Below are 23,933 nucleotides of genomic sequence, written 5' to 3' on the forward strand. Positions count from 1 at the left end.
GCGGTACGGTCAGTCGCCCACGTACGCCGCAAGGTGTTCGCCCGTGAGGGTGGAGCGGGCGGCGACCAGGTCGGCCGGGGTGCCTTCGAAGACGATCCGGCCGCCGTCGTGGCCCGCGCCGGGGCCCAGGTCGATGATCCAGTCGGCGTGCGCCATGACCGCCTGGTGGTGCTCGACGACGATGACGGACTTGCCGGAGTCGACGAGCCGGTCGAGAAGGCCGAGCAGTTGCTCGACATCGGCGAGGTGCAGGCCGGTGGTCGGCTCGTCGAGGACGTACACCCCGCCCTTGTCGCCCATGTGGGTGGCCAGCTTGAGCCGCTGACGCTCGCCGCCGGAGAGCGTCGTGAGCGGCTGGCCCAGGCTGAGGTAGCCGAGTCCTACGTCGGCGAGGCGTTCGAGGATGCGGTGCGCGGCCGGGATGCCCGCCTCGCCCTCGCCGAAGAACTCCACGGCCTCGGTCACCGACATCGCGAGCACCTCGCTGATGTCACGGCCGCCGAGATGGTACTTCAGGACCGCGGCCTGGAACCGCCTCCCCTCGCACTCCTCGCAGGGAGTGGCGACCCCGGCCATCATCGCCAGATCGGTGTAGACGACGCCCACACCGTTGCAGGTGGGGCACGCACCCTCGGAGTTGGCACTGAACAGGGCCGGCTTCACATCGTTGGCCTTGGCGAACGCCTTGCGGATCGAATCGAGCATTCCGGTGTACGTCGCCGGGTTGCTGCGCCTGGAGCCGCGGATGGCGCTCTGGTCGATCGAGACCACGCCCTCGTCGTCGTGGATCGATCCATGGACGAGCGAGCTCTTTCCGGAGCCCGCGACGCCGGTGACGACGGTGAGCACCCCGAGGGGGATGTCGACGTCGACGCCTTGCAGGTTGTGTGCCGTCGCGCCGCGGATCTCCAGCGAGCCGGTGGGCTTGCGCGGCGTCTGCTTGCAGGTGGCCCGGTCGTCGAGGTGGCGGCCGGTGACCGTGCCGCCGGCCCGCAGCCCCTCGACCGTGCCCTCGAAGCAGACGGTGCCGCCCGCCGTGCCCGCACCGGGGCCGAGGTCGACGACGTGGTCGGCGATGGCGATCGTCTGCGGCTTGTGCTCCACGACGAGCACGGTGTTGCCCTTGTCCCGCAGCCGCAGCAGCAGGTCGTTCATCCGCTGGATGTCATGGGGGTGCAGGCCGATGGTGGGCTCGTCGAAGACGTACGTGATGTCGGTGAGCGAGGAGCCGAGGTGGCGGATCATCTTGACGCGCTGCGCCTCGCCGCCCGACAGCGTGCCCGCGGGCCGGTCGAGCGAGAGATAGCCGAGACCGATCTCCACGAACGAGTCGAGGGCCTGCTGCAGCGCGGCGAGCAGCGGGGCCACCGACGGCTCGTCGAGTCCGCGGACCCATTCGGTCAGGTCGCGGATCTCCATCGCGCAGGCGTCCGCGATGGAGACCTTGCCGATCTTCGACGAGCGGGCCCCTTCGCTGAGCCGGGTGCCGTCGCACTCGGGGCAGGTGGCGAAGGTGACCGCCCGCTCCACGAACGCCCGGATGTGCGGCTGCATCGACTCCTTGTCCTTGGACAGGAACGACTTCTGGATCTTCGGGATCAGTCCTTCGTAGGTGAGGTTGACGCCGTTGACCTTGACCTTGACGGGCTCTCCGTAGAGGAAGTCCTGCAACTGCTTCTTGGTGTACTCGCGGATCGGCTTGTCCGGGTCGACGAAGCCGGACTGGGCGTAGACCTGCACGGTCCACTGGCTGTCCGACTTCCAGCCGGGGATGGTGAACGCGCCCTCGGAGAGGGACTTGGAGTCGTCGTAGAGCTGGCTGAGGTCGATGTCGGAGACCGAGCCCCGGCCCTCGCAGCGCGTACACATGCCGCCGGTTCGGTTGAAGGTCGCCTTGACCGTCTTCCTGGCTCCGCGCTCGACGGTGATCGCGCCGCTGGCACGGACGGAGGCGGTGTTGAAGGAGTAAGCGCTGGGCGGACCGATGTGCGGTGTGCCGAGGCGGCTGAAGAGGATGCGCAGCATCGCGTTGGCATCGGTGGCGGTGCCCACGGTGGAGCGCGGGTCGGAGCCCATCCGCTGCTGGTCGACGGTGATCACGGTGGTCAGCCCGTCGAGGACGTCGACCTCGGGGCGGGCCAGGGTCGGCATGAAGCCCTGGAGGAAGGCGCTGTAGGTCTCGTTGATCATCCGCTGCGACTCGGCGGCGATCGTGTTGAACACGAGTGAGCTCTTGCCCGAGCCGGAGACACCGGTGAACACGGTCAGGCGGCGCTTGGGGATCTCGATGCTGACGTCTTTGAGGTTGTTCTCGCGTGCGCCGTGCACACGGATCAGGTCATGGCTGTCGGCAGCGTGCGGCGCGGACGACTGTGTGTCGGTCCTCGGGGCCATGCTCATCATGTCTCCATCTGTTGATCTGTCGCTCTGTCGACCTGTTGACCTGTTCGCGCCTGTACGCGGCTGTTGCGCCCGCCGGGCCGTTCAGCGCAGCTCCTGGATGCGGATCATGTTGCCCGCGGGATCGAGGAAGGCACAGTCCCGGACGCCGTGCGGCCGCTCGGCCGGTTCCTGGACGATCTCGCCGCTGCCGGCCGCCCGCACCCGCTCGAAGGTGGTGTCGAGGTCGGGGGTGGCCAGGAGGATGCCCGCGTACGCGCCCTTCGCCATCATCTCCGCGACGGTGCGACGCTCGTCCTCGGTGACGCCGGGGTCGGTGACCGGCGGCTCCAGGACGAGGGACGGGCCGGGCCGGCCGGCGGCCCCGAACGTGATCCGGCGCGTCGCGCCGTGGCCGACGTCGTCGCGGACCTCGAAGCCGAGGGCGTCCCGGTAGAAGGCCAGGGACGCGTCCGGATCCGTGTGCGGGAGGAAGCTCGCGTACAGGGTGACGTCCATGGCAGTCACGCTAGACGCGGCACCGGGGTCGGCGCTTCTCGATTCCTGATCGATCCGGGTGCCCCGCGCCCGGCCGGCGTCCCTACCCGCCCGGGGTGGTGATGCGGGTGATCGCCTCAAGGGTCAGGGCACGGTCGTGGGGCTCGTTGTCCAGGGCGCGGTGGAGGGTCAGCCCCTCGATCAGGGCGTCGAGTTGGCGTGCCGTGTCCGGGTCGAAGTGCTTCTCCAGATGGGTGCGGCTGCGGCCCATCCACTCGTGGGTCAGTTGCCGGTAGACCGGCCGGCGCGCGGCGAGGGTGTACAGCTCCTGGGTGAGTACGAGGTCGCGCTGGCTCCCCTCCGACAGCACATGGACCAGATCCGCCACGGCCCGACGGGCCTGGTCGCGGTCGGCCGGAGCCGAGAGGTGGGCGTCGAAGACGGCGACGATGTGGTCGGCGAAGCGGGTGAACGCCTCCCGGAGCAGCTCGTCCATACCGCTGAAGTGGTAAGTCATCGACCCCAGCGGGACACCGGCCCGCGCGGCGATCTTCCGGTGGGAGACGCTGGCGATCCCCTCCTCGGCGATGAGATCGAGGGTCGCTGCGATGATGCGTTCGCGGCGCTGCGGGTCGGTGTGTCCGGTGGCCATGACGGGAGCCTTCAGAGGGTGCGGACCGGGCGGGCGGGGTTGCCGACTGCGACGACGCCGGCGGGCACGTCCTTCGTCACCACGGCCCCGGCGCCGATGACGGAGTTGTCCCCGATGGTGACACCGGGCAGCACGATGGCGCCTCCCCCCAGCCACACATTGTTCCCGATGGTGATCGGCCGGGCGGCCTCCAGCTTGTCGCGCCGGGGGTCCGGCTCCAAGGGGTGGGTGGGGGTGAGCAGTTGGACGTTCGGGCCGATCTGGCAGTCCTCGCCGATGGTGATCGCCGCGACGTCCAGGGCGGTCAGGTTGTAGTTGACGAAGGTGCGCGCGCCGATCGTGATGTTGCTGCCGTAGTCGACGTACAGCGGCGGCCGCAGGTGTACGTCGGGCCCGAGGGAGCCGAGCAGTTCGGCGAGGAGCGGGCGGGCCCCTTCGGTGTCTTCGAGATAGGCGGCCTGATAGCGGGCGGCCAACCGTACGGCCCGCTCGTACCGGCGGACGATCTCCGGGTCGTCGGCGATGTAGTGATCGCCCGCCATCATGCGTTCGAGATGCGTACGGGGATCCTGGGCGAAGTAGTCCGTCGACATGCGTACGATCGTACACTCGACGTCGGACCGCTGCCCGGGAAACGTGCACGTGGGGGTGGTTACCGGCCCTGGCGGCGGCCGGGCTGCAGCACTCCGGCGAGCAGGAGCACGAGCACTCCGGCGAGGGGCACCACGAGCAGACCCACCCGCAGACCGGCCGCGTCCGCGACGAGGCCGACGACCGGCGGGGAGAGCAGGAAGCCCAGGCGCATCAGCCAGGAGACGATGGCGAGCCCCGAGCCGGGCTTGAGGCCGGGCAGCTCGTCGGCTTCGTGCATCGCCGCGGGGACAAGGGTGGCCACGCCGAACCCGGCCGCGGCGAACCCGAGGATCGTGCCGGGCACCGTGGGCACGGCCAGCGCCAGGCCCATGCCGGCCACGACGACGAGGCCGCCCGCGCGGGCCACCGTGCGCTGGCCGAACCGGTCGACGAGGCGGTCGCCGATGATGCGGCCGACGAACTGGGCCCCGACCAGGGCGATGTAGCCGGAGGCGGCCAGCGTCACCGACGCGGACAGCGAACCGGAGAGGTAGAGCGCGGCCCAGGAGCTGCCCGCGTCCTCGACGAGCGTGCCGGCCGTGGCGATGAGCACGAGGGCGGCCAGCACGTACGCGGTACGCCGACCCGGCGTCGGACGCGCGATGCGCCGCCCCTCTCCACTGCTTCCGGCACCGGACTCCCCTGCCGGGTCCGCCACGGACTCGACCCTGGCGCCACCCTCGGACTCGGACTCGGCTTCGGCCTCGGGGCCGGACAGGCAGAACCGGAGCGCGACGCACGCGGCCACCGCGAACACCACCGCCGAGATCGTCAGATGCTGCCCGCGGGAGAGGTCGAGCGCTATCGCCGCCGCGGCCATGGCTCCGCCGGTGACTGCGCCGATGGACCAGATCGCGTGGAAGGAGTTGATGATGGAACGTCCGTAGCGTCGCTGCACGCGCAGTCCGTGGGCGTTCTGCGCCACATCGGTGACCGCGTCCATCGCTCCGGCCAGGAACAGCGCCGCCGCGAACATCACGACCGAGTCGGCCAGCCCCGCGAGGAGGATCCACGCTCCGGTCAGCAGGGTGCCGGCCACCGCCGCCCGCGCCGAGCCCATGCGGCGGATCACCACGCCCGCGGCGAGACCGGCCGCGATGGCGCCCGCCGGGAACGCGGCGACGGCCAGACCGTAGGCGGCGTTCCCGATGCCGAGATCCGCCTTGATCTGCGGATACCTCGGCAGGAGGTTGGCGAACAGGGCTCCGTTGGTGAAGAACAGCACGGCGACGGCCACCCGGGCCTGCCGTTCGGCCGACGCGGGTCGGCGCAGTACGTCAACAGTCATGAGGGGGAGCCTATAGCGGGAGCGTACGAACGTACACTCTCAATGCTCGGCAGGTCAGGACGCACGGCGGGGGGGACCGGCATGTGCGCCGGTCCCGCCCCGTCCCGCCTCTGCGCGATCGTCCCGCCTCCGGGCGATCGCTCGTGTGTGACCTACTTGCTCGCGGCGAAGCGCATCAGGGCCTGCTCGTCGCCCTGCTTGATCTTCCCGGTCTCGTTGATCACCTGCAGCTTCCAGGCCCCGCCGACCCGGATCGCCTTGGCGACGGCGCAGCCGTTGTCGTTGCTGAGGAGGCTGGGCCAGATGTCCGCGACCTGCTGCGTGCTGCCACCGCTGGCGTCGTACACCTTGAAGCTGATGTTCCGCGCCTTCTGGAAGGAGCTGCTCTTCTTGTAGGCGGCGGCGACGAAGACGATCGAGGTGATGTTCGCCGGGACACGGGAGAACTCGACGGTCACCGTCTCGTCGTCACCGTCGCCCTTGCCGGTCTGGTTGTCGCCGGTGTGCACCAACGAGCCGTTGCCCAGCGGGTCCAGGGAGTCGAGGCCCGCCAGCCGGACCGGGTCCGAGCCCTGCATGGCGATGGCGATCAGGTCGAGGTCCGTGCCGGTCTTCTGGCGCAGCTTGCCGATCAGTCCGCCGCTGCTGCCGACGGTGGGGTCCCAGGACACCCCGATCGACAGATGGGTCACTCCGTCGAGATCCGCCGGGCCGTCTTCCTTCGTAAGCGTGATCATGCCTGTTCCTCTTGATCGTGAGAATGCCTGTATGCAGTGTGCCTGCCCCGTGTCACACCACATAGCCCGGGACCCACACGAATCACCAGATCCCCGCCCCGCTCGGGGCACAGGCGCCCCGATACGCCCATCGCGCGGTCCGTCCCGTCGCCGCGATCCCTCCTGTCACTGCGGGGCGACTCACTGCCCCGTCTGGATGTCACCCCGCGTGGAGGACGCGATCGTCTCGCGGTGGGCGAAGTCGCCCGGGGGGATGCCGGGGTGGTGGCCGAGGCGGGTGGACGGTTCGGTGGCGGAGGGGTCGAGGGTGAGGCGGGAGACGATGCGGTAGCGGTCGCCGCGGTAGATCGAGTGGACGTACTCGACGGGTCGGCCCGTGGTGTCCGAGGTGAGCCGCTCGAAGAGCAGCGCCGGGGACAGTTCGGGCACATCGAGCAGTTCGGCCTCGGCGCGGGTGACGACGGTCGGCTCGATGGCCTGCACGGCCTCCTGGACATGTACGCCGTGCTGTTCGCGCAGATGCTCGTACAGGTCGCCGGCTTCCAGTTCCTGTGCGGACAGGGTGGGGACCAGGTCGGCCCTGATGTGCAGGTGCTCGATGGCCATCGGGGCGCCGTCGACGAGGCGCAGCCGTGCCACGTACACGATCTCGGCGGCGGGTGACATCCGCAGTTTGCGGCCCACGCGTGCGCCGGCCGCGAAGGTGGTGAACTCCAGCAGACGGCTCGACCAGGTCCCGGAGGCCTGAGGCGCCGTCATGGTCTGCTGACCGGAGACGAGTTCCTGGGTGATCTTCTCGGGCGCGACGAACATGCCCCGGCCGTGCTCCCGCACCAGGAGGCCCGCGGCCACGAGTTCGTCGACCGCCGCGCGCAGGGTCGGGCGGGACACTCCCAGACGGGCGCACAGGGAGCGCTCGGAGGGGATCGCGTCACCCGGGCTGCGCGACTCGACGAGGTCGAGGATGAAGTCGCGGACCCGCTCCCGTTTCAGCACCGCACCCGATGCGTCTTCCCTCATGCCGCTCCCACCCTCGCACCGCTCCCCGCCATGACGCCCCCCATGCTGTGCCCCTCATGCTGTCGTGCGCGACATCCCCTTTACCAGTTGACCAGTTGTCGCACGCCCTGTCACTCCTGGTCGGGCGAAGTGTAACCGCTGTCTATGGATCGACGCCCGAGTACTGACCCACGCGGGCGTCAACAACCCATGCAGCAGCAGGGGTTGACGACGTCGATTGGTCTATGCCAGTTTCATCCCCGCATCGAGAGGTGAGCTGTCCAGTGGGCTTCACTGGTCAGGTGGTCTGCTCATGTCCTCCAGAGGTGAACCGTGAAGCTCCGCTTGTTCGCCGGTGTGTCCGCGCTCGTCGTGACCGCCGGGCTGAGTGCCTGCAGCAGTTCCTCCGACGCCTCCGACGGGAGCACCGCCATCGACGTCTGGCTGATGCGCGACAGCGTCTCGGACCGGTTCCAGAAGGACTTCGTCAAGAGCTTCGAGGCCGCGCACCCCGACATCGACGTCAAGGTGCAGATCCAGGAGTGGGACGGCATCGGCGAGAAGGTCACGGCTGCCCTCGCCAGCAGCGACGCACCCGACGTCATCGAGACCGGCAACACCCAGGTCGCCCAGTTCGCGCAGAGCGGGGGCCTGCTCGACCTCAGCGACAAGGTCGACGAACTCGGCGGGAAGGACTGGCTCAAGGGCCTCGCCGAGCCCGGCGCCTTCGAGGGCAAGCAGTACGGCATCCCGTACTACGCCGCCAACCGCGTCGTCATCTACCGCACCGACCTCTTCGAGAAGGCGGGCGTCGACCCGGCCGCGATCAAGACCCGTGACCAGTGGATCGCCGCGACGAAGAAGCTCAACACCGGTGGCACGCAGGGCATTTATCTGCCCGGTCAGAACTGGTACACCCTCGCGGGCTTCGTCTGGGACGAGGGCGGCGACCTCGCCACCGAGTCCGGCGGCAAGTGGAAGGGCTCACTGGACACCCCGGAAGCCGTCCGCGGCATGGAGTTCTACAAGAAGCTGCAGGCACTCGGCAGAGGCCCCAAGGACTCCGACGAGGCCAATCCCCCGCAGGCGGACGTGATGGCCAAGGGGAAGGTCGCCCAGGTCGTGTCGTCCCCGGGCGGCGCCAACACGGTCGTCGAGAACAACCCCGCGCTCAAGGACAAGCTCGGCTTCTTCCCGATCCCGGGGAGGACCGCCGACGTCCCCGGCGCCGTCTTCACCGGCGGCTCGGACCTCGTCATCCCCACGGCCTCCGCGAAGCAGGACGCGGCCTACACCTTCGTCAAGGAACTCACCGGCGACACCTGGCAGAAGAAGCTCGCCGTCGCCATGAGCTACGTACCGAACAAGACCACTCTGTCCGACGCGGTCGCCTCCGATCCGGGCGCCTCGGCCATGGCGGTCGGCGCAGCCGAGGGCCACGCCACGCCCAACACACCCGGCTGGGCCGCCGTCGAGGCCAAGAACCCGATCAAGGACTATCTGACCGCCGTACTCACCGGAGGCGACGCGCGCAAGGAAGCCGCCAAGGCCTCCGAAGCCATCACCACGGCGATGAACTCCGGCACCTGAACCGCCCGGCCCCTCAACCGTCCCCGCACCGGCCGTCCGCGCCGGTGCCGCGCTGGAGGAAGTGTGCCGTGACGGCCGTCCGAGAGCAGACCGCACCCCATCCCCCGCCGAGCGCCGGTCGCCCCCGGCGCTCCCCCGGCCCAGGACCGCGCCGCCCGTCGAAGGACGGCGGGCCCGGCGTCTGGCCGTACGTCCTGATCGCACCCGCCGTCCTCGGCACGCTCTACCTGCTCGTCTATCCACTGGTCCGCGCGGTGGTGATCTCGCTGCAGGACTTCGGACTGCGCCAACTCATCCTGGGCGACGCGCGGTTCGTCGGACTCGACAACTACGGGACGCTGCTGGGCGACAGCCGCTTCTGGGAGGTCGTGCGCCGCACCTTCCTCTTCATGGCGGTCAACGTCGCCCTGATCATGGTGCTGTCCACGCTGGTCGCGCTGATGATCGAACGGCTCGGCCGGTTCGGCCGGACCGCGGTCCTCAGCTCACTCGTCCTGACCTGGGCGATGCCCGTCATCGCGGCGACCACCGTCTTCCAGTGGCTGTTCCACTCGGAGTTCGGGATCGTCAACGCGGTCCTGAAGGATCTGGGGTTCGAGTCCTTCGACCGCTACGCCTGGTTCGCCCACGGGCCGGCCGCCTTCGCCATCCTGATCGCCCTCATCGTGTGGCAGTCCGTGCCGTTCGCGGCGATCACCCTGTACTCGGCGCTCACCACCGTGCCCGTCGAGCTGTACGAGTCGGCGCGGCTCGACGGGGCGTCGGGAACGCGGATCTTCCGGTCCATCACCTTCCCGGTCGTACGGCCCATCTTCCTGCTGGTGTTCTCGCTCGAAGTGATCTGGACGTTCAAGGCGTTCGTGCAGATCTGGGTGATGACCAACGGCGGCCCCGGCGACGCGACCACGATCCTGCCCGTGTACGCGGTCCAGACCGCCCTGTCGAGCCAGCGTTACGACCTCGGGTCGGCGGCCTCCATGGTGACCGTAGTACTGATGTCGGGCGTGCTCGTCCTCTACTTCCGCCAGATGTTCCGCCAGGAGGACGAGCTCGCATGAGCACCACCCGACCCCGCATGCGCCGCATCCCTCTCAACGCCGCCGCCGTCGTCACGGTCGCGCTCTGTCTGTTCCCGGTCTACTGGATGGTCGCGACCGCGTTCACCCCGGCCCGCGACATCCAGTCCGACACTCCGCGGCTCGTCCCGCGGACCTGGACGCTCGACCACTTCCGCACCGCCGTCGGCGCCGACGGCTTCGGTCTGTTCTGGCGCAACAGCCTTCTCGTCACGCTGAGCGCCGTCCTGCTCTCCCTCGTCGTCGCGCTCGGCTCCGCCTACGCCGTCGCCCGCATGCGGTGGAAGGGGCGCCGACACTTCATGCTCATGGTCTTCATCGCGCAGATGGCACCCTGGGAGTCACTGATCATCCCGGTGTACATCATCTCGCGGGACACCGGCATGCTGGACCGGCTGCCGACCCTGACCCTCGTCTACTTCATGATGACCCTGCCCTTCACGGTCATCGTGCTGCGCGGCTTCATCGTCACGATCCCGCCGGAGCTGGAGGAGTCCGCGCAGGTCGACGGCTGCACCCGGCTCGGAGCGTTCCGGCACATCGCGTTCCCGCTGCTGGCACCTGGTCTCATGGCTACCTCGCTCTTCGGCTACATCACCGCCTGGAACGAGTTCGCCTACGCCAACTTCCTCATCATCAAACAGCAGGACAACCGCACCCTGCCCGTGTGGCTGTCCTCCTTCCAGAACGTCTTCGGCACCGACTGGGGCGCCACCATGGCCGCCTCGACCCTCTTCGCGGCCCCGGCGCTCGTGGTGTTCCTGCTGCTGCAACGCCATGTCACGTCCGGCTTCGCCGCGGGCGCGGTCAAGGGCTGACCCCTGCCACTCCCCCCATGTACTCGGCTGCACCCAGCTCCGGAGGCGATCCGTGCCCGCACAGCCACCCGCGCCCACCCTCGTCCCCCGCCCGACCGAGGCCGCGTTCCGGCCGGGACACTTCACGCTCGACGCCGACACGGCGCTGCGGATCGGCGGAGGCGCCGAACCCGCCGCGGACCTGCTGCGCACCCTGCTCGCCCCCGCCACCGGGCTGCCCCTGCGCCCCTCCCCGGAGGGGCGGTTCACCCTGACACTCGACCCCGGCCACGGTGGTCCGGGCGACTTCGGTGGCCCGGGCGACTTCGGTGGCCCGGGTGGCTCCGGTGGTCTGGGCGAGGAGGGATACGTACTCACCGTCGACCCGCACACCGTGCTGCTGCGCGCCGCACACCCCACCGGGCTGCTCCGCGGCATCCAGACGGTCCGTCAACTCCTGCCCCCGGCCGCCCTGTCGGCCGACCCGCAGCCCGGCACCCGGTGGTCGCTGCCCTGCGTCGACATCACCGACGTCCCCCGGCACCCCTGGCGCGGCGCGATGCTGGACGTGGCACGCCACTTCCAGCCCGTCTCCTATCTGCGCCGGTACGTCGACCTGCTCGCCCTGCACAAGATCAGCGTCTTCCATCTCCACCTCACGGACGACCAGGGCTGGCGCATGCCGGTCGCCGCCCACCCCGAGCTCACCGAGATCGGCGGCCACCGCGCCGAGTCGCAGCAGGGCCCGGCCGGCAGCGGCACGTACGACGGAATCCCGCACGGTGGGGCGTACACGCGGAGTGAACTGACCGGTCTGGTCCGGTACGCCGCCGCCCGTGGTGTCACCGTCGTGCCGGAGATAGAGATGCCCGGGCATGTACGGGCCGCCCTCGCCGCCTGTCCCTCCTTGGGCAACCGCCCCGAGCGCACCCTCGACGTGTGGACGCGCTGGGGTGTGTGCGACACCGTCCTCGGCGTCCACGACGAGGTCCTCGACTTCTGCCGCGGTGTCCTCGATGAGGTCATGGACGTCTTCCCCTCGCCGTACATCCACCTCGGCGGCGAGGAGTGCCCGACCGCCGAGTGGACGCACAGCGCCGCCGCACGTGAACGAGCGGCGGCGGAGGGCCTGTCGGGTCCCGAGGCGCTGCACGGCTGGTTCCTCGGGAAGGTCGGCGAGCATGTCGTCAAGAACGGGCGCAGGCCGGTCGGCTGGGCCGAGACCGGTGCCGAACTGCCCCCCGAGTTCACCGTGATGACCTGGCGCGACCCGGCCCACACCCTGGCGGCGGCCCGCCGCGGCCACTTTGTGATCAACGCTCATCACCGGGCCACCTATCTCGACTACGCCCAGTCCGGGGACCCGACGGAACCGCAGGCGCAGCCGGGAGCCGTCGTCGATCTGCGCGCCGTCCACGCCCACGACCCGGTGCCCGAGCACGCGGACGCGGAGGCCGCCGGGCGGGTGCTGGGCACCCAGGCCCAGTTGTGGACCGAGTTCGTCGCGACGCCCGCGCACATCGAATACCTCACCTATCCGCGGCTGTGCGCCCTCGCCGACCGCGGCTGGAGCGGCGCCACCGACTGGTCCGACTTCCGGACCCGGCTCGACGGCCACCTGCCCCGGCTGGACGCGCTCGGCGTCCACCGCCACCCCTGACCTCCCCCTGTCCAACCCACCCCCCTGTCCCCCATCCCCCGACCCGTCCGTTTCCGGGAATCACCCCACCTTTCTGGAGAGGAACCACCATGAGATTCGCGAAGAACCGGCTGCGCGCCACCGCACACAGCGCCGTCGCGGTGGCCCTGGGCGCCGCCGCGCTCACCGCACTCCCGGCCACCGCGAGCGCGGCGGCCGACGGACTGAGCGTCCAGTACCGTACGAGCGCCACCGGAGCCGGCGCCGACCAGGCCGAGCCCTGGTTCAAGGTGAAGAACACCGGTACCGCGACCGTGCAGTTGAGCAGCGTCAAGGTCCGGTACTACTTCAAGGCCGACTCGGCGGGCGCGAGCTACCGCTTCGCCTGTTCCTGGGCGGTCAAGGGCTGCGGCAACGTCACGGGCACCTTCGGCACGCTCGCCAACCCGACCGCCACCGCCGACCGCTATCTGGAGATCGGCTTCACCTCCGGGGCCGGGTCGCTCGCCCCGGGCGCCGACACCGGCGATCTGCAACTGCGGTTCTACCAGTCGACCTGGGCGTCACTGAACCAGAGCGACGACTACTCCTTCGGCGCCTCCCAGACCTCGTACGGCGACTGGTCCAAGGTCACCGCCCAGCTGGGCGGCACCACCGTGTGGGGTCAGGCGCCCGCGGGCAACGGGCCCACGGATCCGCCCACCGACCCGCCGACCGATCCTCCGGCCGACGCCGCCACGCTGTTCGACGACTTCAACTACAGCGGCTACAGCGACCCGCGGATCTCGGCGAACGGCTGGACCGTACGCTCCAACTCCGGTGGCCCCGGCGTGCCCGGCGCGACCTGGGCGCCCGACAAGGTCACCTTCGCCACCACGGGCGGCAACTCCATCATGAACCTGGAGACCTCGACCGCCGGCACCGCGGCCAGCACCAAGCAGACCGAGATCCTCACCAAGGCGACGAAGTTCAAGAACGGCACCTACGCGGCACGGGTCCGGTTCAACGACGCGCCCAAGTACGGCCCGGACGGCGACCGACTCGTCCAGACGTTCTTCACCATCAACGACCTCAAGGCGCCCCTGGCGGACGACTACTCCGAGTACGACTTCGAGTACCTGCCCAACGGCGGCTGGGGCGAGCCGTCCAACATCCTCTACACGACGTCCTGGGAGACCTACCAGGCCGAGCCGTGGGTGGCGGTCAACGAGCACACCGAGTCGAGGCAGAGCTTCAGCGGCTGGCACGACCTGGTGCTGACCATCGACAACAGCACCATCAAGTACTACATCGACGGGCAGCTCTTCGGTACGCACGGCTCCGCGTATCTGCCGGAGCGGCCCATGTCGATCAACTTCAACCAGTGGCTGATCGACCTCGCGGGCCAGACCAGCACCACGGCCCGGGCGTACGACCAGCAGGTCGACTACGTCCTGCATGTGAAGGACCAGGTCCTCACGCCGGCACAGGTCACCACGAAGCTGAACGCCTACCGCAGCGCGGGCACCACGTTCCAGGACACCGTCCCCGGCAGCTGACCGCCCGCTCGGGCCCGGGTCCAAGCGACCCGGGCCCGAGCCTGACGGGGCCCTCCAGGGGCGCGGGGAACTGCGCGACGGAGGTTCGGGGGCGGAGCCCCCAGGCAGTGACGGGACGGGTGGACGGGTAGGGGCGGCGGGGGCGAAACCCACCGTCATCCGGCCGCCTCTCCGCACCGCGCCACACCGCGACTCGTCCGAACGGCCGAGGTCCCGCTCCCCCGTCCTCCCACCGCGGTCCCCCCTTCGTTGACTCCTGCCGCAACCCTCCTCAACGAAAGGTTGAGCCGACCACACCCCTGGGCTCGACCGGATGTGTACGGGGGAAATCGACCGGCTGATCGATGACATGCGTCAGAAGGGCTGAAATACTGAACCCCTGCAAATTCAGCCACGCTTTCTGGAACAGCGCGGCTTTGACGCCGGTCCTTCCATGAAGCAGCACATCGCGCAGCACACAACGGGGGAACAGCTTGCGGATCAACATTCTGGGACCTGTGTCCATCAGCATGGACGGCAAGCATGACACCATACGTGCTCACAAAGTACGGGCATTTCTCGCCCTTCTCGCACTGGAAGCCGGCCGGGCCGTGTCGAACGAGGACCTGGCGGAAGAACTATGGTCCGGGCATCTGGTGGGCAACACCCGGAATGCCTTACAGGCGCATGCGACGCGGCTGCGCAAGGTGATCGTCAGCTCCGCCCAGCAGCGCCAGGGCGCCTCCGTCCTGCGGGCCGTGCACAACGGCTACCTTCTCGAAGTGGAGCCGGAGTGCGTCGACAGCAACAGGTTCCTCGACCTGGCCGCGCGAGGCGCCGCCGAGTTGCCGGTCCGTCCGGACCGCTCACTGGAACTCCTGCAACAGGCTCTCAAACTCTGGCAGGGACCCGCGCTGCTCGACGCCGGTGACGGACCGCGGGCCCGCGGCGCGGCCGCCCTTCTCGACGAGCGCAGGCTCACGGCCTGGGAGAACCTGGTCAGCGCCTATCTGGCCCTGGGGGACGACGCGGGCGCGATCGCGGAGCTTCGCCAGCTCGTCGCCCGGTACCCGCTGCGCGAGCGGTTCTGCGAACTGCTCATGCTGGCGCTGTACCGGACCGGCCGGCAGGGTGAGGCCCTTGATCTGTTCCAGTGGGCCAGAAGGCGACTGGACGAGGAGCTGGGAGTACGGCCGGGCGCCCCGCTCCAGCGCCGTCACACGGAGATCCTCGCCCAGGACCCGTCACTGACGCTCCCCTCCGCGGTCATCCCGGGCCGGCGGGAGCCCGCGGCCGCCAGAAACTGACGTGTGCGGGACCGCGTCTTCCCTGCGGCCGGCATTCCCCCCCTCCGTAATTCACTGTTCTCCGACTTTCCGCTCTCACGGAATTCTTGAACCGTCGGCCGGGCCAACCAGCGGGAGTGTTCAGACATCATGCGGTTCGATTCGGCGGAACCCGTGGCGATCGTGGGTATCGCCGCCCTGTACCCGGGTGTGCAGGGACCCGAAGAGTACTGGCAGTTGCTGAATGCGGAATTTCCCGTCTCGACGACCTCCCGTGCGACGCGGGGTCTCGACGACGTAGAGGTGGATGTCGCGCGGTTCGGCATTCCCCCGGCCCAGGCGCGTTCCATGGCCCGCATGCAGATCCTCATGCTTGAGGCCGCCCGGCAGTGCCTGGCGGACGCGGGCCATCCCGGACGTGCTCTGCCCGTTGAGCGGACGGATGTCATCACCGGTACCTGCTTCGGCCTGGACCGCCAGCACGCCAACGCGCTGCGCGTCGAGGCGAGTCGGTACGTCCGCGAAGTCGAACGCGCGGCTCTCTCCGCGGGCGCCGACTCCGACAGCGCGCGGCAGGCCGCCGAGGAACTGCGGCTGCTCCTGGCCCGGCGCCTGCACGGTTCCCCGCACGACCGGGTCGGGGAGATGGCGAGCACGATCCCGGCACGTATCGCGACGGCGTTCAAGTTCCACGGCAGGACGCTGGCCATGGAGTCCGCGGACGCGACCTCGTACGTGGGTGTCGCCCAGGCCGTGCTCAATCTCCGCGGCGGGCTGTCCGACGCGGCGCTCGTCGTCGCCGGGCAGCGCCGGGAGAGCCCGCTGTTCGCCAGGGCCCTCGACGCCAAGGGGCTCATCTCCAGCACGAGCCACCCCTTCGCGACGAACGGCACCGGTTCAGACTCCGGCTCCGGCCTCGATCCCGACTCCAACTCCGGCTCCGGTTCCGGCTTCGTGCTCGGTGAGGGTGTCGGGGCGCTTCTGCTCAAGCGCCTGTCCACGGCCGTGGAGGACGGTGACCGGATCTACGCCACGATCCTCGACTGCTCGCTGCGTCACGACCCCCGCCCGGGCCCCTTCGCCGCCTCGCCGTCAGTCGGGCTTCGCCACTCGACGGCCGTCGGCTCCCTGCGTACGGCGGCGGTGCGCCCGGAGACGATCCAGTACGTCGAGTGCGTCGGATCCGGTGTCGCCCACGAGGTCCGCGTGGAGCTGGAGGCGCTCGCCGCGCTCCACGAGGGCGCCGGCGCCGGATCCGTGGCCGTCGGAAGCGTGAAGGACCGGCTCGGGCACACCTTCGCCAACGCGGGAATCGCCGCACTCAGCAAGGTCGCGCTCGCGTTGCACCATGGCAGGATCCCACCCCAGCTGGAGCCGGCCGACGCGGTGGAGTTCGCACGCTCCGGCACACCGCTCAGGAACGCCGGCGCGGGCCTGCGGTGGCCGCCGGGCGAGGACGGCCACCCGCGTAGGGCGACCGTGCACGGCACCTCCCTCACCGGCACGCTCTGCCACCTCGTACTCGAAGAACACGACCGGAAGGGCTCGCACGACCGGACGGGCCTGCACGGCCGCACGCCGGACGTCGAGGCCACGCGTCCGACCCGACCGCCCCAGCCGACGCAGCTGACCCGGCTGCCCGGAGACGGCCCCACAGCCCGGTACGCGGTCGGGAACACGGCGTCGGACGCCGAGCCGATCGCGGTGGTGGGCCTGGCGGGGTGGTTCGCGGACTCGCCCGACGCGGAGAGCTTCTGGGAGGCCATCCGCTCGGGCGTCAGCAGGATCGGCCCGGTGCCGGAGAGCGTCCTCGACCGGGACCTGTACCACGCCCCGGGCGCGCTGAGCCTCACCCACAGCTACACCGACCAGGGCGGTCACACGACGCCGCCGACCGTTCCCCCGTCCGGTCTGCGGATCTCGCCCTCGCGCCACGCCTCCATGGACGGCGCGCAGCGCCTGGCTCTCGGTGTCGCCGCACAACTCCTCGCCGGACGCGACACGACCGTTCCGCACGGCCGCGGGCTGATCGCCGTGGGCACCAATCTCGGTCTGTCCCGCGAGCGCCGTCTGAACGCCGAGTCGTCGCTGCAGGATCTGGAGGACACGGTCGCCCGTCTCGACGCGCTGGGTGGCCTGTCCGCGCTGCAGAGGAAGTCGCTCCTCACGTCACTGCGCGAGCACACGGGGCCGCCGGACGAGGGCGTGCTGCCGGATCTGCTCGACGGCTGCCTGGCCGGCGGGATCGCCGCTCTCCTCGCCAACGAGTACGGGCTCGACGCGGTCCCCCTCGCCGTGGAGGCGGCGTGCGCCTCCTCCCTCGCGGCGATCGACGTGGCGGTGGGCGCGCTGCGCGCGGGAACCGCCGACTTCGCGATCGCCGGCGGCGTCGAACTGGCCTGCAACGCCCGGGACATGGTTCTGTGCTCCGCACTCGGTCTGCTGTCGCACAGCAGGAACGCGCCGTTCGACGCGGGCGCCGACGGTTTCACGCCGGGCGACGGCTGTGGTCTGTTCCTGCTCAAGCGCTACGGTGACGCGCTGCGCGACGGCGACGAGATCGCCGGTCTCGTCCGGGGTGTCGGGGCGTCCAACGACGCCAAGTCCCTGATCGCGCCCGATGTCGCGGGACAGACACGCGCGATGGAACGGGCCTTCGCGCAGGTCGACTTCGATCCCTCGGCGGTCGACTACCTGGAGGCGCACGGCACCGGCACGAAGGTGGGTGACCGGGTGGAGATCGCCGCGGTGGCCAAGGTCTACGGCGGGGCCGGGCGCGTCCGTCCGCTGGAGATCGGATCGGCGAAGTCGTTCTACGGCCACACCTTCGCCGCCGCCGGGAGCGCCGGACTGCTGCGCACCCTGCTGGCGATGCGGGCGCGGACGCTGCCGCCCAACACGAACCTGCACACCCTCAATCCGGCGCTCGATCTGGCCGCCGTTCCCGCCGTGGTCTCGACCGGGCCCTCCGCGTGGAACAGGCGGCCCGGGCGGCCGAGGCGCGCTGCCGTGAGCTCGTTCGGCACGGGCGGCATCAACTACCACGTACTCGTCGAGGAGCACGCAGAGCACATGGACGGATCACGATGAACTTCGAGTTCGACCCGGACGTCGAGGAGATGCGCGCCATGACGGTGGCGTTCGCCCGGCGCGAACTGGAGGGCCGGGACGGGGAGTCCGGCGCGGCCTTCGACGCCGACGAGTTCCGCAGGCGCTGGCTCCTCGCGGGCAAGCAGGGTGTGGTCGGTGGCGTCGTCCCCGTCGAGTACGGGGGCAGCGGCCTGGACGCGGTCGCCGCGTCAGCGGTCATGGAGGCTCTCGGGTACGGCTCCTCCGACACGGGTTTCGCCTTCTCCGTCGCGGCGCACCTGTTCGCGTCGCTGATGCCGATCGTGGAGTTCGGTACGGAGGAGCAGAAGCGGCGTCTGCTGCCGGCGCTCTGCTCGGGAGAGCGCATCGCGGCACATGCCATCACGGAGCCGGAGGCGGGTTCGGACGCGCTGAACCTGCGTACGCGCGCCGAGTTCCGGGGCGACCACTATGTGCTGCACGGCAGCAAATGCTTCACCACGAACGCGCCGGTCGCCGATGTGTTCGTCGTGCAGGCGGCGACCGAGCCGGGCCGTGGCTTCTTCGGTCTGACGGCGTTCGTCGTCGAGGCGGGCACACCCGGGCTGGTCGTGGGGCCGCCCTACGCCAAGGTCGGGCTGCGGGGCTCCCCGACGGCCGATGTCCACTTCGACGGGTGTGTGGTGCCGTCGGCGGATGTGCTCGGGGCCCGGGGCGCGGGGGCGAGTGTGTTCTCCTCGTCGATGAAGTGGGAGCGCACCTGTCTCTTCGCCGCCTATCTCGGTGCCATGCAGCGGGTCCTGGAGTCGACGGTCGAGTACGCGGGAGAGCGTGAGCAGTTCGGTGCCCCCATCGGCAGTTTTCAGGCGGTGGGTCATCGTCTCGTCGACATGACCCTGCGGCTGGAGTCCGCCCGGCTCCTGCTCTACCGGGCCGCGTGGGGGCTGGCGCGGGGCTCGGAGGACGAGGTGGCTCCCGCGCTGGCGAAGCTGGCGGTCAGCGAGGCCGCCGTGCAGTTGGGTCTCGACGCGATCCAGGTGCGCGGTGCGCTGGGCGTCCTCGAAGGGGAGGCCGAGACGCTGTTGCGCGACGCGCTCCCCGCTCGGATCTTCTCCGGCACCAACGAGATCCAGAAGAACAACATCGCCCGGGCGCTGGGCCTGAACGGCAGGCGTCGCCGGGCCGGGCGGCGCTGATCCACCGGTTACTCCGGCAATCACTCGTCCCGCTTCGGCAACCACTCTTCCTGCCTCGTCGGCAACCACTCGTCGGACCGGTCGTCCTGTCCGGCCCGGAACGGAGTACACCATGACGATCATCGTTCACCGGATCCGTCTGCTCGACGGGGTGGCACCGGACCGCTTCGAGACCTGGGTGCGGGATGTCGACTACGCCACCTGCCCGGAGCTGCCCAGCGTCAGGTCGTTCAGCGTCCAGCGGGTGATCGGGCCGGCGGTGGACGGACAGGCCGGCGCCGAGCCTCTCGCCTACGTCGAAATCATCGACGTATCCAGCCTCGCGGACTTCGAGATCGACATGCAGAGCCCGCCATTTCGAAAGCTGGTCTCCGACTTCGACCAGATGGCAGAGGTCGTGTCCGAGACGGTGGGCAACCGTATCGGAGACGGCTATCGCGCGTAAATAGCGGAGCCGACTTCCGTGTCGAAAGGCGTATTGATTTGCAGTCGTCAGCTCCGGTCCGAGCCCTTTGAATTCTGTTCAATGGCCGCCATGAGTCCGGTCTCGTAGGCGACGGCCACCGCTTGGGCGCGACTTCCGACACCCAGTTTCCTCAGCAAATGGTGAACGTGGGAACGAACAGTCGCCGTGGAAACCGATAGTTTCTCCGCTATCTCCGCATTGGACTTTCCCTGCGTGAGCAGGGCGATCACCTCGGTCTCCCGTGGCGTCAGCGAGGGTACGACGCTCGCGGCGAGCGCGGAGGCAGGGCGCTGCGGCAGATGGTCGAGGCTCCTGCGGGCCGCTTCGGGGATGACCATCGCGCTGCCCGCGCTGACCGTCCGCAGGACGTGGATCAGCTCGTCGGCGGAGGTGTCGGGGGCGAGGACGGCACGGACACCGAGACGCAGGATCTCGATCGAACGGCTCGCGTTCTCGGCCTTCGTGATGTGGATGACCTTGGTCAGTGCCGCGAGGGCGGTCAGCTCCCGCTTGTCCTCGATGGTCAGGGCGGGGGCCACGACCACGGTGACGTCGGGTGCCGAGTCGGCGGCGGCGGCCTCCGAGTCCGTCCCGGTCGAGTACCCGATGACAGCGATGTCGGGCTGCTGGTCGAGCAGGGCTCGCATACCGGCGCCCACGATCGATCCCTCACAGCAGAGCAGCACCCGGATGCCGCGTGCGGCACCACCGCCCGGGGTGGTGTGATGTGCCGGAGAGACAGACCAGTCGTCCCGCACGGCTCGATGTCCCGGCCTCCGCCGGTGGACGCTCATCGCTCGGCGATCAGGTAGGTCGTCCACGCGAAACGATGCGTGGCCTTGAGGCCCGTTCGCCGAGAGCAGTGCAAGGTTCGTTCCTCCCCCGAGATTGACGCGACCCTGCGTGTTCCAGGAGACCCTCGCTGCTTATCGGTCTCGCAACATCGAGGCCGCATGGCATATGCAGGGTAACACAAGAGACACATGTTCACGGGGGTCCGAGGATCTCATGGAGTTTTACCACCGAGTAACCTCGTGCCTTATCTGTCCGGTATTTGGTGGCTGGTTCTGACAACGCACAGGAGAATTTCACGAGACCTTTGGGCGCCGTGTCGGATCGTGGTCAGATCGTGCATACGGCACGGACTCCTATCCGGCGTGGTGGCGGCGGGAAATCTGTGAGAGGGCGCCCCAATCTGCTCACGAAGAAGGTCCGGCCCGGCAGTCCCAGCCGGTCCTGGAGCTCCTTTCGTACGTCGTCGTGCTGCAGGACGACACTGACGGGGTGCAGCGCGAGCCCCGCCCGGGTGGCCCGCAGCCAGTACTCGGCCAGGCGGGCTCCGCCGCGCACGGTGGCCTCGACACCGGGAGACGCGTCGGCGAGCCCCAGGGCGACGACGGCCGGCGTCGGCCGTACGACGCGGGCGAGCTGGCGGGCTAGCACGCGGTGGTAGCCCGCGTGACTGAGCACGCTCATCGTGGTGGGTGCCAGCGCGAGGCGCAGGGCGTGGCGCCGGGGCGCCGAGAGCGGTCCGAACAGCTGGCTGAGGGGGAAGCCGTCGCCGCGTGCCCGGGCCTCGGCCTCGTCCCGGCGCACGAACGAGTATGTCTCGCGCCAGGCCTGTCGATGGCTGAAGTCGCGTCCCCCGTGGCGGGCCACGAGGTCGGCGAAGGCCGCGCGCTCACGGTCGGCCATGAGATGCCGGACGGTGACGTCCGCGCCGGCGGCGACGCCGGTCGACGGGGCGGACAGCCCTTCCAGGAGGGCCGGTTCGACCGTTTCGGGGCGGTAGGGCGCGCGGTTGGTCCGCCGGGCCAGGGCGGTGCGGCGGAGGTCGGCGAGAGAGCCGTCCGGCTCGTCCGTGCGGCGCAGCCGGACCGCGCACAGCGGTGACCATGACACCGGCCAGGTGTCGCCGAGGAGGCGGCACACCTCGCGCGCCCCGCCCGTCCGTCCGCCGGCGAGCGGTTCGACGAAGTGGATACGGTCGGTCGACCAGCTCTGGTGGGCCAGGGAGCGCGACAGGATCTGCAGGTACGCGCCACAGCTGACCAGCATCTCGACGGCGTGCGCGGGGAGGGAGGTGAGTTCACGCTCCCGGTCGAGGGCCAGGATGACGTACTCGTCCGTGTCACCTCCAGCGGTTCTGCTCTCACCGGAGCTGCCGTCAGGGGCTTCGGGGCCGTCGGTGGGAGCCTCCTCGACGAGCCGTTCCGCTGCCCGGCGCGCACCACGGCCGGTGGCCCAGGCGACGCCCCAGGGTTGGCAGTTGTGCGACGACGGGCTGTGCGCGGCGATGTCGGCCGCTTCGCGCAGCGCGTGTTCGAAGGGCACCCGGCGTTCCGCGGAGGGCGTCCTGGGTGTCGAGGTGGGTGAGCTGGTCACGGTGTCCGTTCTCCTCACTGCCGCACGGGTCTTCTCACTGCCACACGAGTGCCAGGGCGTATCCGTCGACTTCCCGGGCCCAGCTGTCGAAGCGGGAACCGTCGGCCGCGGGTGCGTGGCGGCGCAGTTCCGGCCCGGCCCGCCAGGCGAACCGGCCGTCGGGCCACCACTGGGTGAGCCGCACCTCGCGGCTGTCCACCCGCAGGCCGAAGCCGAAGTGCTTGAGCACCGCCTCCTTGCAGGCCCACCGCAGGGGCAGCGGCATGGCGCCCACTCCCCCGAGGCGGGGATCCGCCGCGATCTCCGGGGCCCGTGTGAGCAGTTCCGCGAGCGGTGGTGGCACCTGGCGGCTGCGCTCGACGTCGATCCCGACGGCGCGCGGCCCGCAGACGGCGACGGCGAAGTCCGCCGAGTGGGACAGACCGACCTCCACGCGGGCGTCGACGACGGGCTTTCCGGCGCGGAGTCCGTCCGGGACGACACCGACCGTGATGTCGCGGGGGCGCACCGAGGTGCCGGCGTGCCGCCGCTGATAGGCGCACACGCTGTGCTTGATGGCCAGACGTCCCGCCAGCCACTCCAAACGCCTTTTGACCAGGCGCAGTTGTGCCGCCTGTCGGTTCTCTTCGTCGCTCAGGTGCCGGGCGGCGATCGTCGCGCGGTCCGTCTCGTCGCGTCCGCGCAGCCAGGCGATCGACACCACGGCGACCGTCAGGGGGCCGCGGGCGTGAGTGACGTACAGGGGACGCGCGGGGTCGAGCGCCATGCTGTCGTCGAGGCTGCGGGCCGCGACGCGGTCCGGCGAGGTGATCGCCATCGCCGGGCCTTCAGCGCTCCACGCGCGGGGGCAGCAGGAACGGGTAGGTGCGCCGTCTGATCCGGTGGTGCCAGAAGCGGTCGGCCTGCCGCAGCCGCTGGATGAGCTCCCACATCCGGGCGTCGTCGCGGTAGTACGCGGCCACCTCCTCCACGGTGATCGGCTCGGAGAGGCGGGCGTTGGCCTGTTCCAGGAACGCCGGTACGAGCTCGTGGAGCCGTTCCTTGTACAGGTTGCCGAGGAAGTCCAGCAGGACGCCACGGGTCTCGTAGAACTTGTCGAAGATCGACCTGGTCATCGAGATACGGACGGCGTCGCGCAGGGCCCAGGGCAGCGAGCTGAAGAAGAGGCGGACGTCCAGCCGTTCGCGGTTGCGGGCGTCCCGCATGAGGGGCGTCGTGACATCGAGGTACACCAGCTCACCGCCGACGTCCATCCAGTTGTTGGCCTGTGCGTCCAGACCGAGGGTGGGCTCCACGGCGTGTTCGACCCGGTCGAGGAACCGGGAGAAGAAATCCTTGATCCAGATGTCGTCCTCGGTGTGCAGCAGCCTGGAACACAGCCGGTGCGAGGGCAGTTCGCGCTGCACGCAGTAGGCCGTGATCCGCCCCGACGGCAGCCGTGTGTGCCACAGCTCGGTGTCGGCGACGGTGAGGCCGTTGTCGCCGAGCCTCCTCAGATACTCGCGGAGGCCTTCCTCGTACCGTTCGAGGCGTGCTCGGTCGGGGAACACCGGCAGTCGCTTGCACGCGAACACGTCGTCGCCGCTCTGCAGCCGTAGCACCAGGCTGACTTCGCCGTAGCCGAGCACGTCGAGGGCGCTGTCGTCCATGGTCCTGAGCGCGGCTCGAACCCGGTCTTCGAGCTGTGCGAGTTCGTCGTGCGGAACGGTGAAGGACATGGCATGAC

General features: G+C 69.9%; 21 protein-coding genes. 9 read left to right on the forward strand and 12 right to left on the reverse strand.

Annotated features, from left to right (window positions below; genetic code table 11):
- Window positions 1-9 precede the first annotated feature (9 nt).
- From J8N05_RS43580 to J8N05_RS43610, 7 genes are all read right to left on the reverse strand, one after another.
- Window positions 10-2,400: an ATP-binding cassette domain-containing protein gene (locus J8N05_RS43580; protein ID WP_210894300.1), complete on the reverse strand. Its 2,391-nt coding sequence runs from the start codon at window positions 2,398-2,400 to the stop codon at window positions 10-12.
- Between the two features lie 84 nt (window positions 2,401-2,484).
- Entirely contained in the window at window positions 2,485-2,898 is a 414-nt protein-coding gene (locus J8N05_RS43585) for a VOC family protein (protein WP_210893159.1), read from the reverse strand.
- A gap of 82 nt (window positions 2,899-2,980) precedes the next feature.
- Entirely contained in the window at window positions 2,981-3,529 is a 549-nt protein-coding gene (locus J8N05_RS43590; RefSeq protein WP_210893161.1) for a TetR/AcrR family transcriptional regulator, read from the reverse strand.
- An 11-nt stretch (window positions 3,530-3,540) separates the two neighbouring features.
- Entirely contained in the window at window positions 3,541-4,122 is a 582-nt protein-coding gene (locus J8N05_RS43595; RefSeq protein WP_210893163.1) for a sugar O-acetyltransferase, read from the reverse strand.
- Window positions 4,123-4,181: 59 nt separating this feature from the next.
- Complete coding sequence (locus J8N05_RS43600) at window positions 4,182-5,450, reverse strand: MFS transporter (protein WP_210893165.1); 1,269 nt, start codon at window positions 5,448-5,450, stop codon at window positions 4,182-4,184.
- 152 nt (window positions 5,451-5,602) lie between these two features.
- Window positions 5,603-6,187 (reverse strand): TerD family protein, encoded by a 585-nt coding sequence (locus tag J8N05_RS43605; protein ID WP_210893167.1) that lies wholly within the window; start codon window positions 6,185-6,187, stop codon window positions 5,603-5,605.
- 180 nt (window positions 6,188-6,367) lie between these two features.
- Window positions 6,368-7,207 (reverse strand): GntR family transcriptional regulator, encoded by an 840-nt coding sequence (locus J8N05_RS43610; protein WP_210893168.1) that lies wholly within the window; start codon window positions 7,205-7,207, stop codon window positions 6,368-6,370.
- Window positions 7,208-7,519: 312 nt separating this feature from the next.
- Here J8N05_RS43610 and J8N05_RS43615 point away from each other — a divergent pair, with 312 nt between their 5' ends.
- From J8N05_RS43615 to J8N05_RS43635, 5 genes are all read left to right on the forward strand, one after another.
- Window positions 7,520-8,776, forward strand: coding sequence for an extracellular solute-binding protein (locus tag J8N05_RS43615; RefSeq protein WP_210893170.1), 1,257 nt, complete (start codon window positions 7,520-7,522; stop codon window positions 8,774-8,776).
- A 68-nt stretch (window positions 8,777-8,844) separates the two neighbouring features.
- Window positions 8,845-9,834, forward strand: a complete 990-nt coding sequence (locus J8N05_RS43620; RefSeq protein ID WP_210893172.1) for a carbohydrate ABC transporter permease — start codon at window positions 8,845-8,847, stop codon at window positions 9,832-9,834.
- Window positions 9,831-10,670: a carbohydrate ABC transporter permease gene (locus J8N05_RS43625; protein WP_210893175.1), complete on the forward strand. Its 840-nt coding sequence runs from the start codon at window positions 9,831-9,833 to the stop codon at window positions 10,668-10,670. Before J8N05_RS43620 ends, J8N05_RS43625 begins: the two co-directional genes overlap by 4 nt.
- A 52-nt stretch (window positions 10,671-10,722) precedes the next feature.
- Complete coding sequence (locus J8N05_RS43630) at window positions 10,723-12,309, forward strand: beta-N-acetylhexosaminidase (RefSeq protein ID WP_210893177.1); 1,587 nt, start codon at window positions 10,723-10,725, stop codon at window positions 12,307-12,309.
- A gap of 89 nt (window positions 12,310-12,398) precedes the next feature.
- Entirely contained in the window at window positions 12,399-13,826 is a 1,428-nt protein-coding gene (locus J8N05_RS43635) for a cellulose binding domain-containing protein (protein WP_210893179.1), read from the forward strand.
- A 271-nt stretch (window positions 13,827-14,097) separates the two neighbouring features.
- Here J8N05_RS43635 and J8N05_RS43640 read toward each other — a convergent pair whose 3' ends face one another.
- A complete protein-coding gene (locus J8N05_RS43640; RefSeq protein ID WP_210893181.1) occupies window positions 14,098-14,337 on the reverse strand; it encodes a hypothetical protein in 240 nt (79 codons plus the stop codon).
- On the opposite strand from J8N05_RS43640, the gene J8N05_RS43645 reads away from it, so the two are divergent.
- From J8N05_RS43645 to J8N05_RS43660, 4 genes are all read left to right on the forward strand, one after another.
- Window positions 14,336-15,112 (forward strand): AfsR/SARP family transcriptional regulator, encoded by a 777-nt coding sequence (locus tag J8N05_RS43645; RefSeq protein WP_210894302.1) that lies wholly within the window; start codon window positions 14,336-14,338, stop codon window positions 15,110-15,112. The two genes, J8N05_RS43640 and J8N05_RS43645, sit on opposite strands and share 2 nt — an antisense overlap.
- A 129-nt stretch (window positions 15,113-15,241) precedes the next feature.
- On the forward strand, window positions 15,242-18,181 hold the full coding sequence (locus J8N05_RS43650) for a beta-ketoacyl [acyl carrier protein] synthase domain-containing protein (protein WP_210893183.1): 2,940 nt from the start codon (window positions 15,242-15,244) through the stop codon (window positions 18,179-18,181).
- Complete coding sequence (redW, locus tag J8N05_RS43655) at window positions 18,178-19,356, forward strand: L-prolyl-[peptidyl-carrier protein] dehydrogenase (protein ID WP_210893185.1); 1,179 nt, start codon at window positions 18,178-18,180, stop codon at window positions 19,354-19,356. The genes J8N05_RS43650 and redW overlap by 4 nt, the downstream gene beginning before the upstream one ends.
- A gap of 112 nt (window positions 19,357-19,468) precedes the next feature.
- Window positions 19,469-19,801, forward strand: a complete 333-nt coding sequence (locus J8N05_RS43660) for a RedY protein (protein ID WP_210893187.1) — start codon at window positions 19,469-19,471, stop codon at window positions 19,799-19,801.
- A gap of 47 nt (window positions 19,802-19,848) precedes the next feature.
- On the opposite strand, the gene J8N05_RS43665 is transcribed toward J8N05_RS43660, so the two are convergent.
- The 4 genes from J8N05_RS43665 to J8N05_RS43680 form a co-directional block, all read right to left on the reverse strand.
- Window positions 19,849-20,481 carry a response regulator transcription factor gene (locus J8N05_RS43665; RefSeq protein ID WP_247706936.1) on the reverse strand — a complete coding sequence of 211 codons (633 nt, stop codon included), beginning with the start codon at window positions 20,479-20,481 and terminating at the stop codon, window positions 19,849-19,851.
- A gap of 463 nt (window positions 20,482-20,944) precedes the next feature.
- Window positions 20,945-22,207: a RedV protein gene (locus J8N05_RS43670; protein WP_210893189.1), complete on the reverse strand. Its 1,263-nt coding sequence runs from the start codon at window positions 22,205-22,207 to the stop codon at window positions 20,945-20,947.
- Between the two features lie 34 nt (window positions 22,208-22,241).
- Window positions 22,242-23,024 (reverse strand): 4'-phosphopantetheinyl transferase family protein, encoded by a 783-nt coding sequence (locus tag J8N05_RS43675; RefSeq protein ID WP_210893191.1) that lies wholly within the window; start codon window positions 23,022-23,024, stop codon window positions 22,242-22,244.
- A 10-nt stretch (window positions 23,025-23,034) separates the two neighbouring features.
- Window positions 23,035-23,925, reverse strand: coding sequence for a DUF6206 family protein (locus J8N05_RS43680; protein ID WP_210893193.1), 891 nt, complete (start codon window positions 23,923-23,925; stop codon window positions 23,035-23,037).
- Window positions 23,926-23,933: the final 8 nt, after the last annotated feature.

Source organism: Streptomyces liliiviolaceus (assembly GCF_018070025.1).
GTDB lineage: Bacteria > Actinomycetota > Actinomycetes > Streptomycetales > Streptomycetaceae > Streptomyces > Streptomyces liliiviolaceus.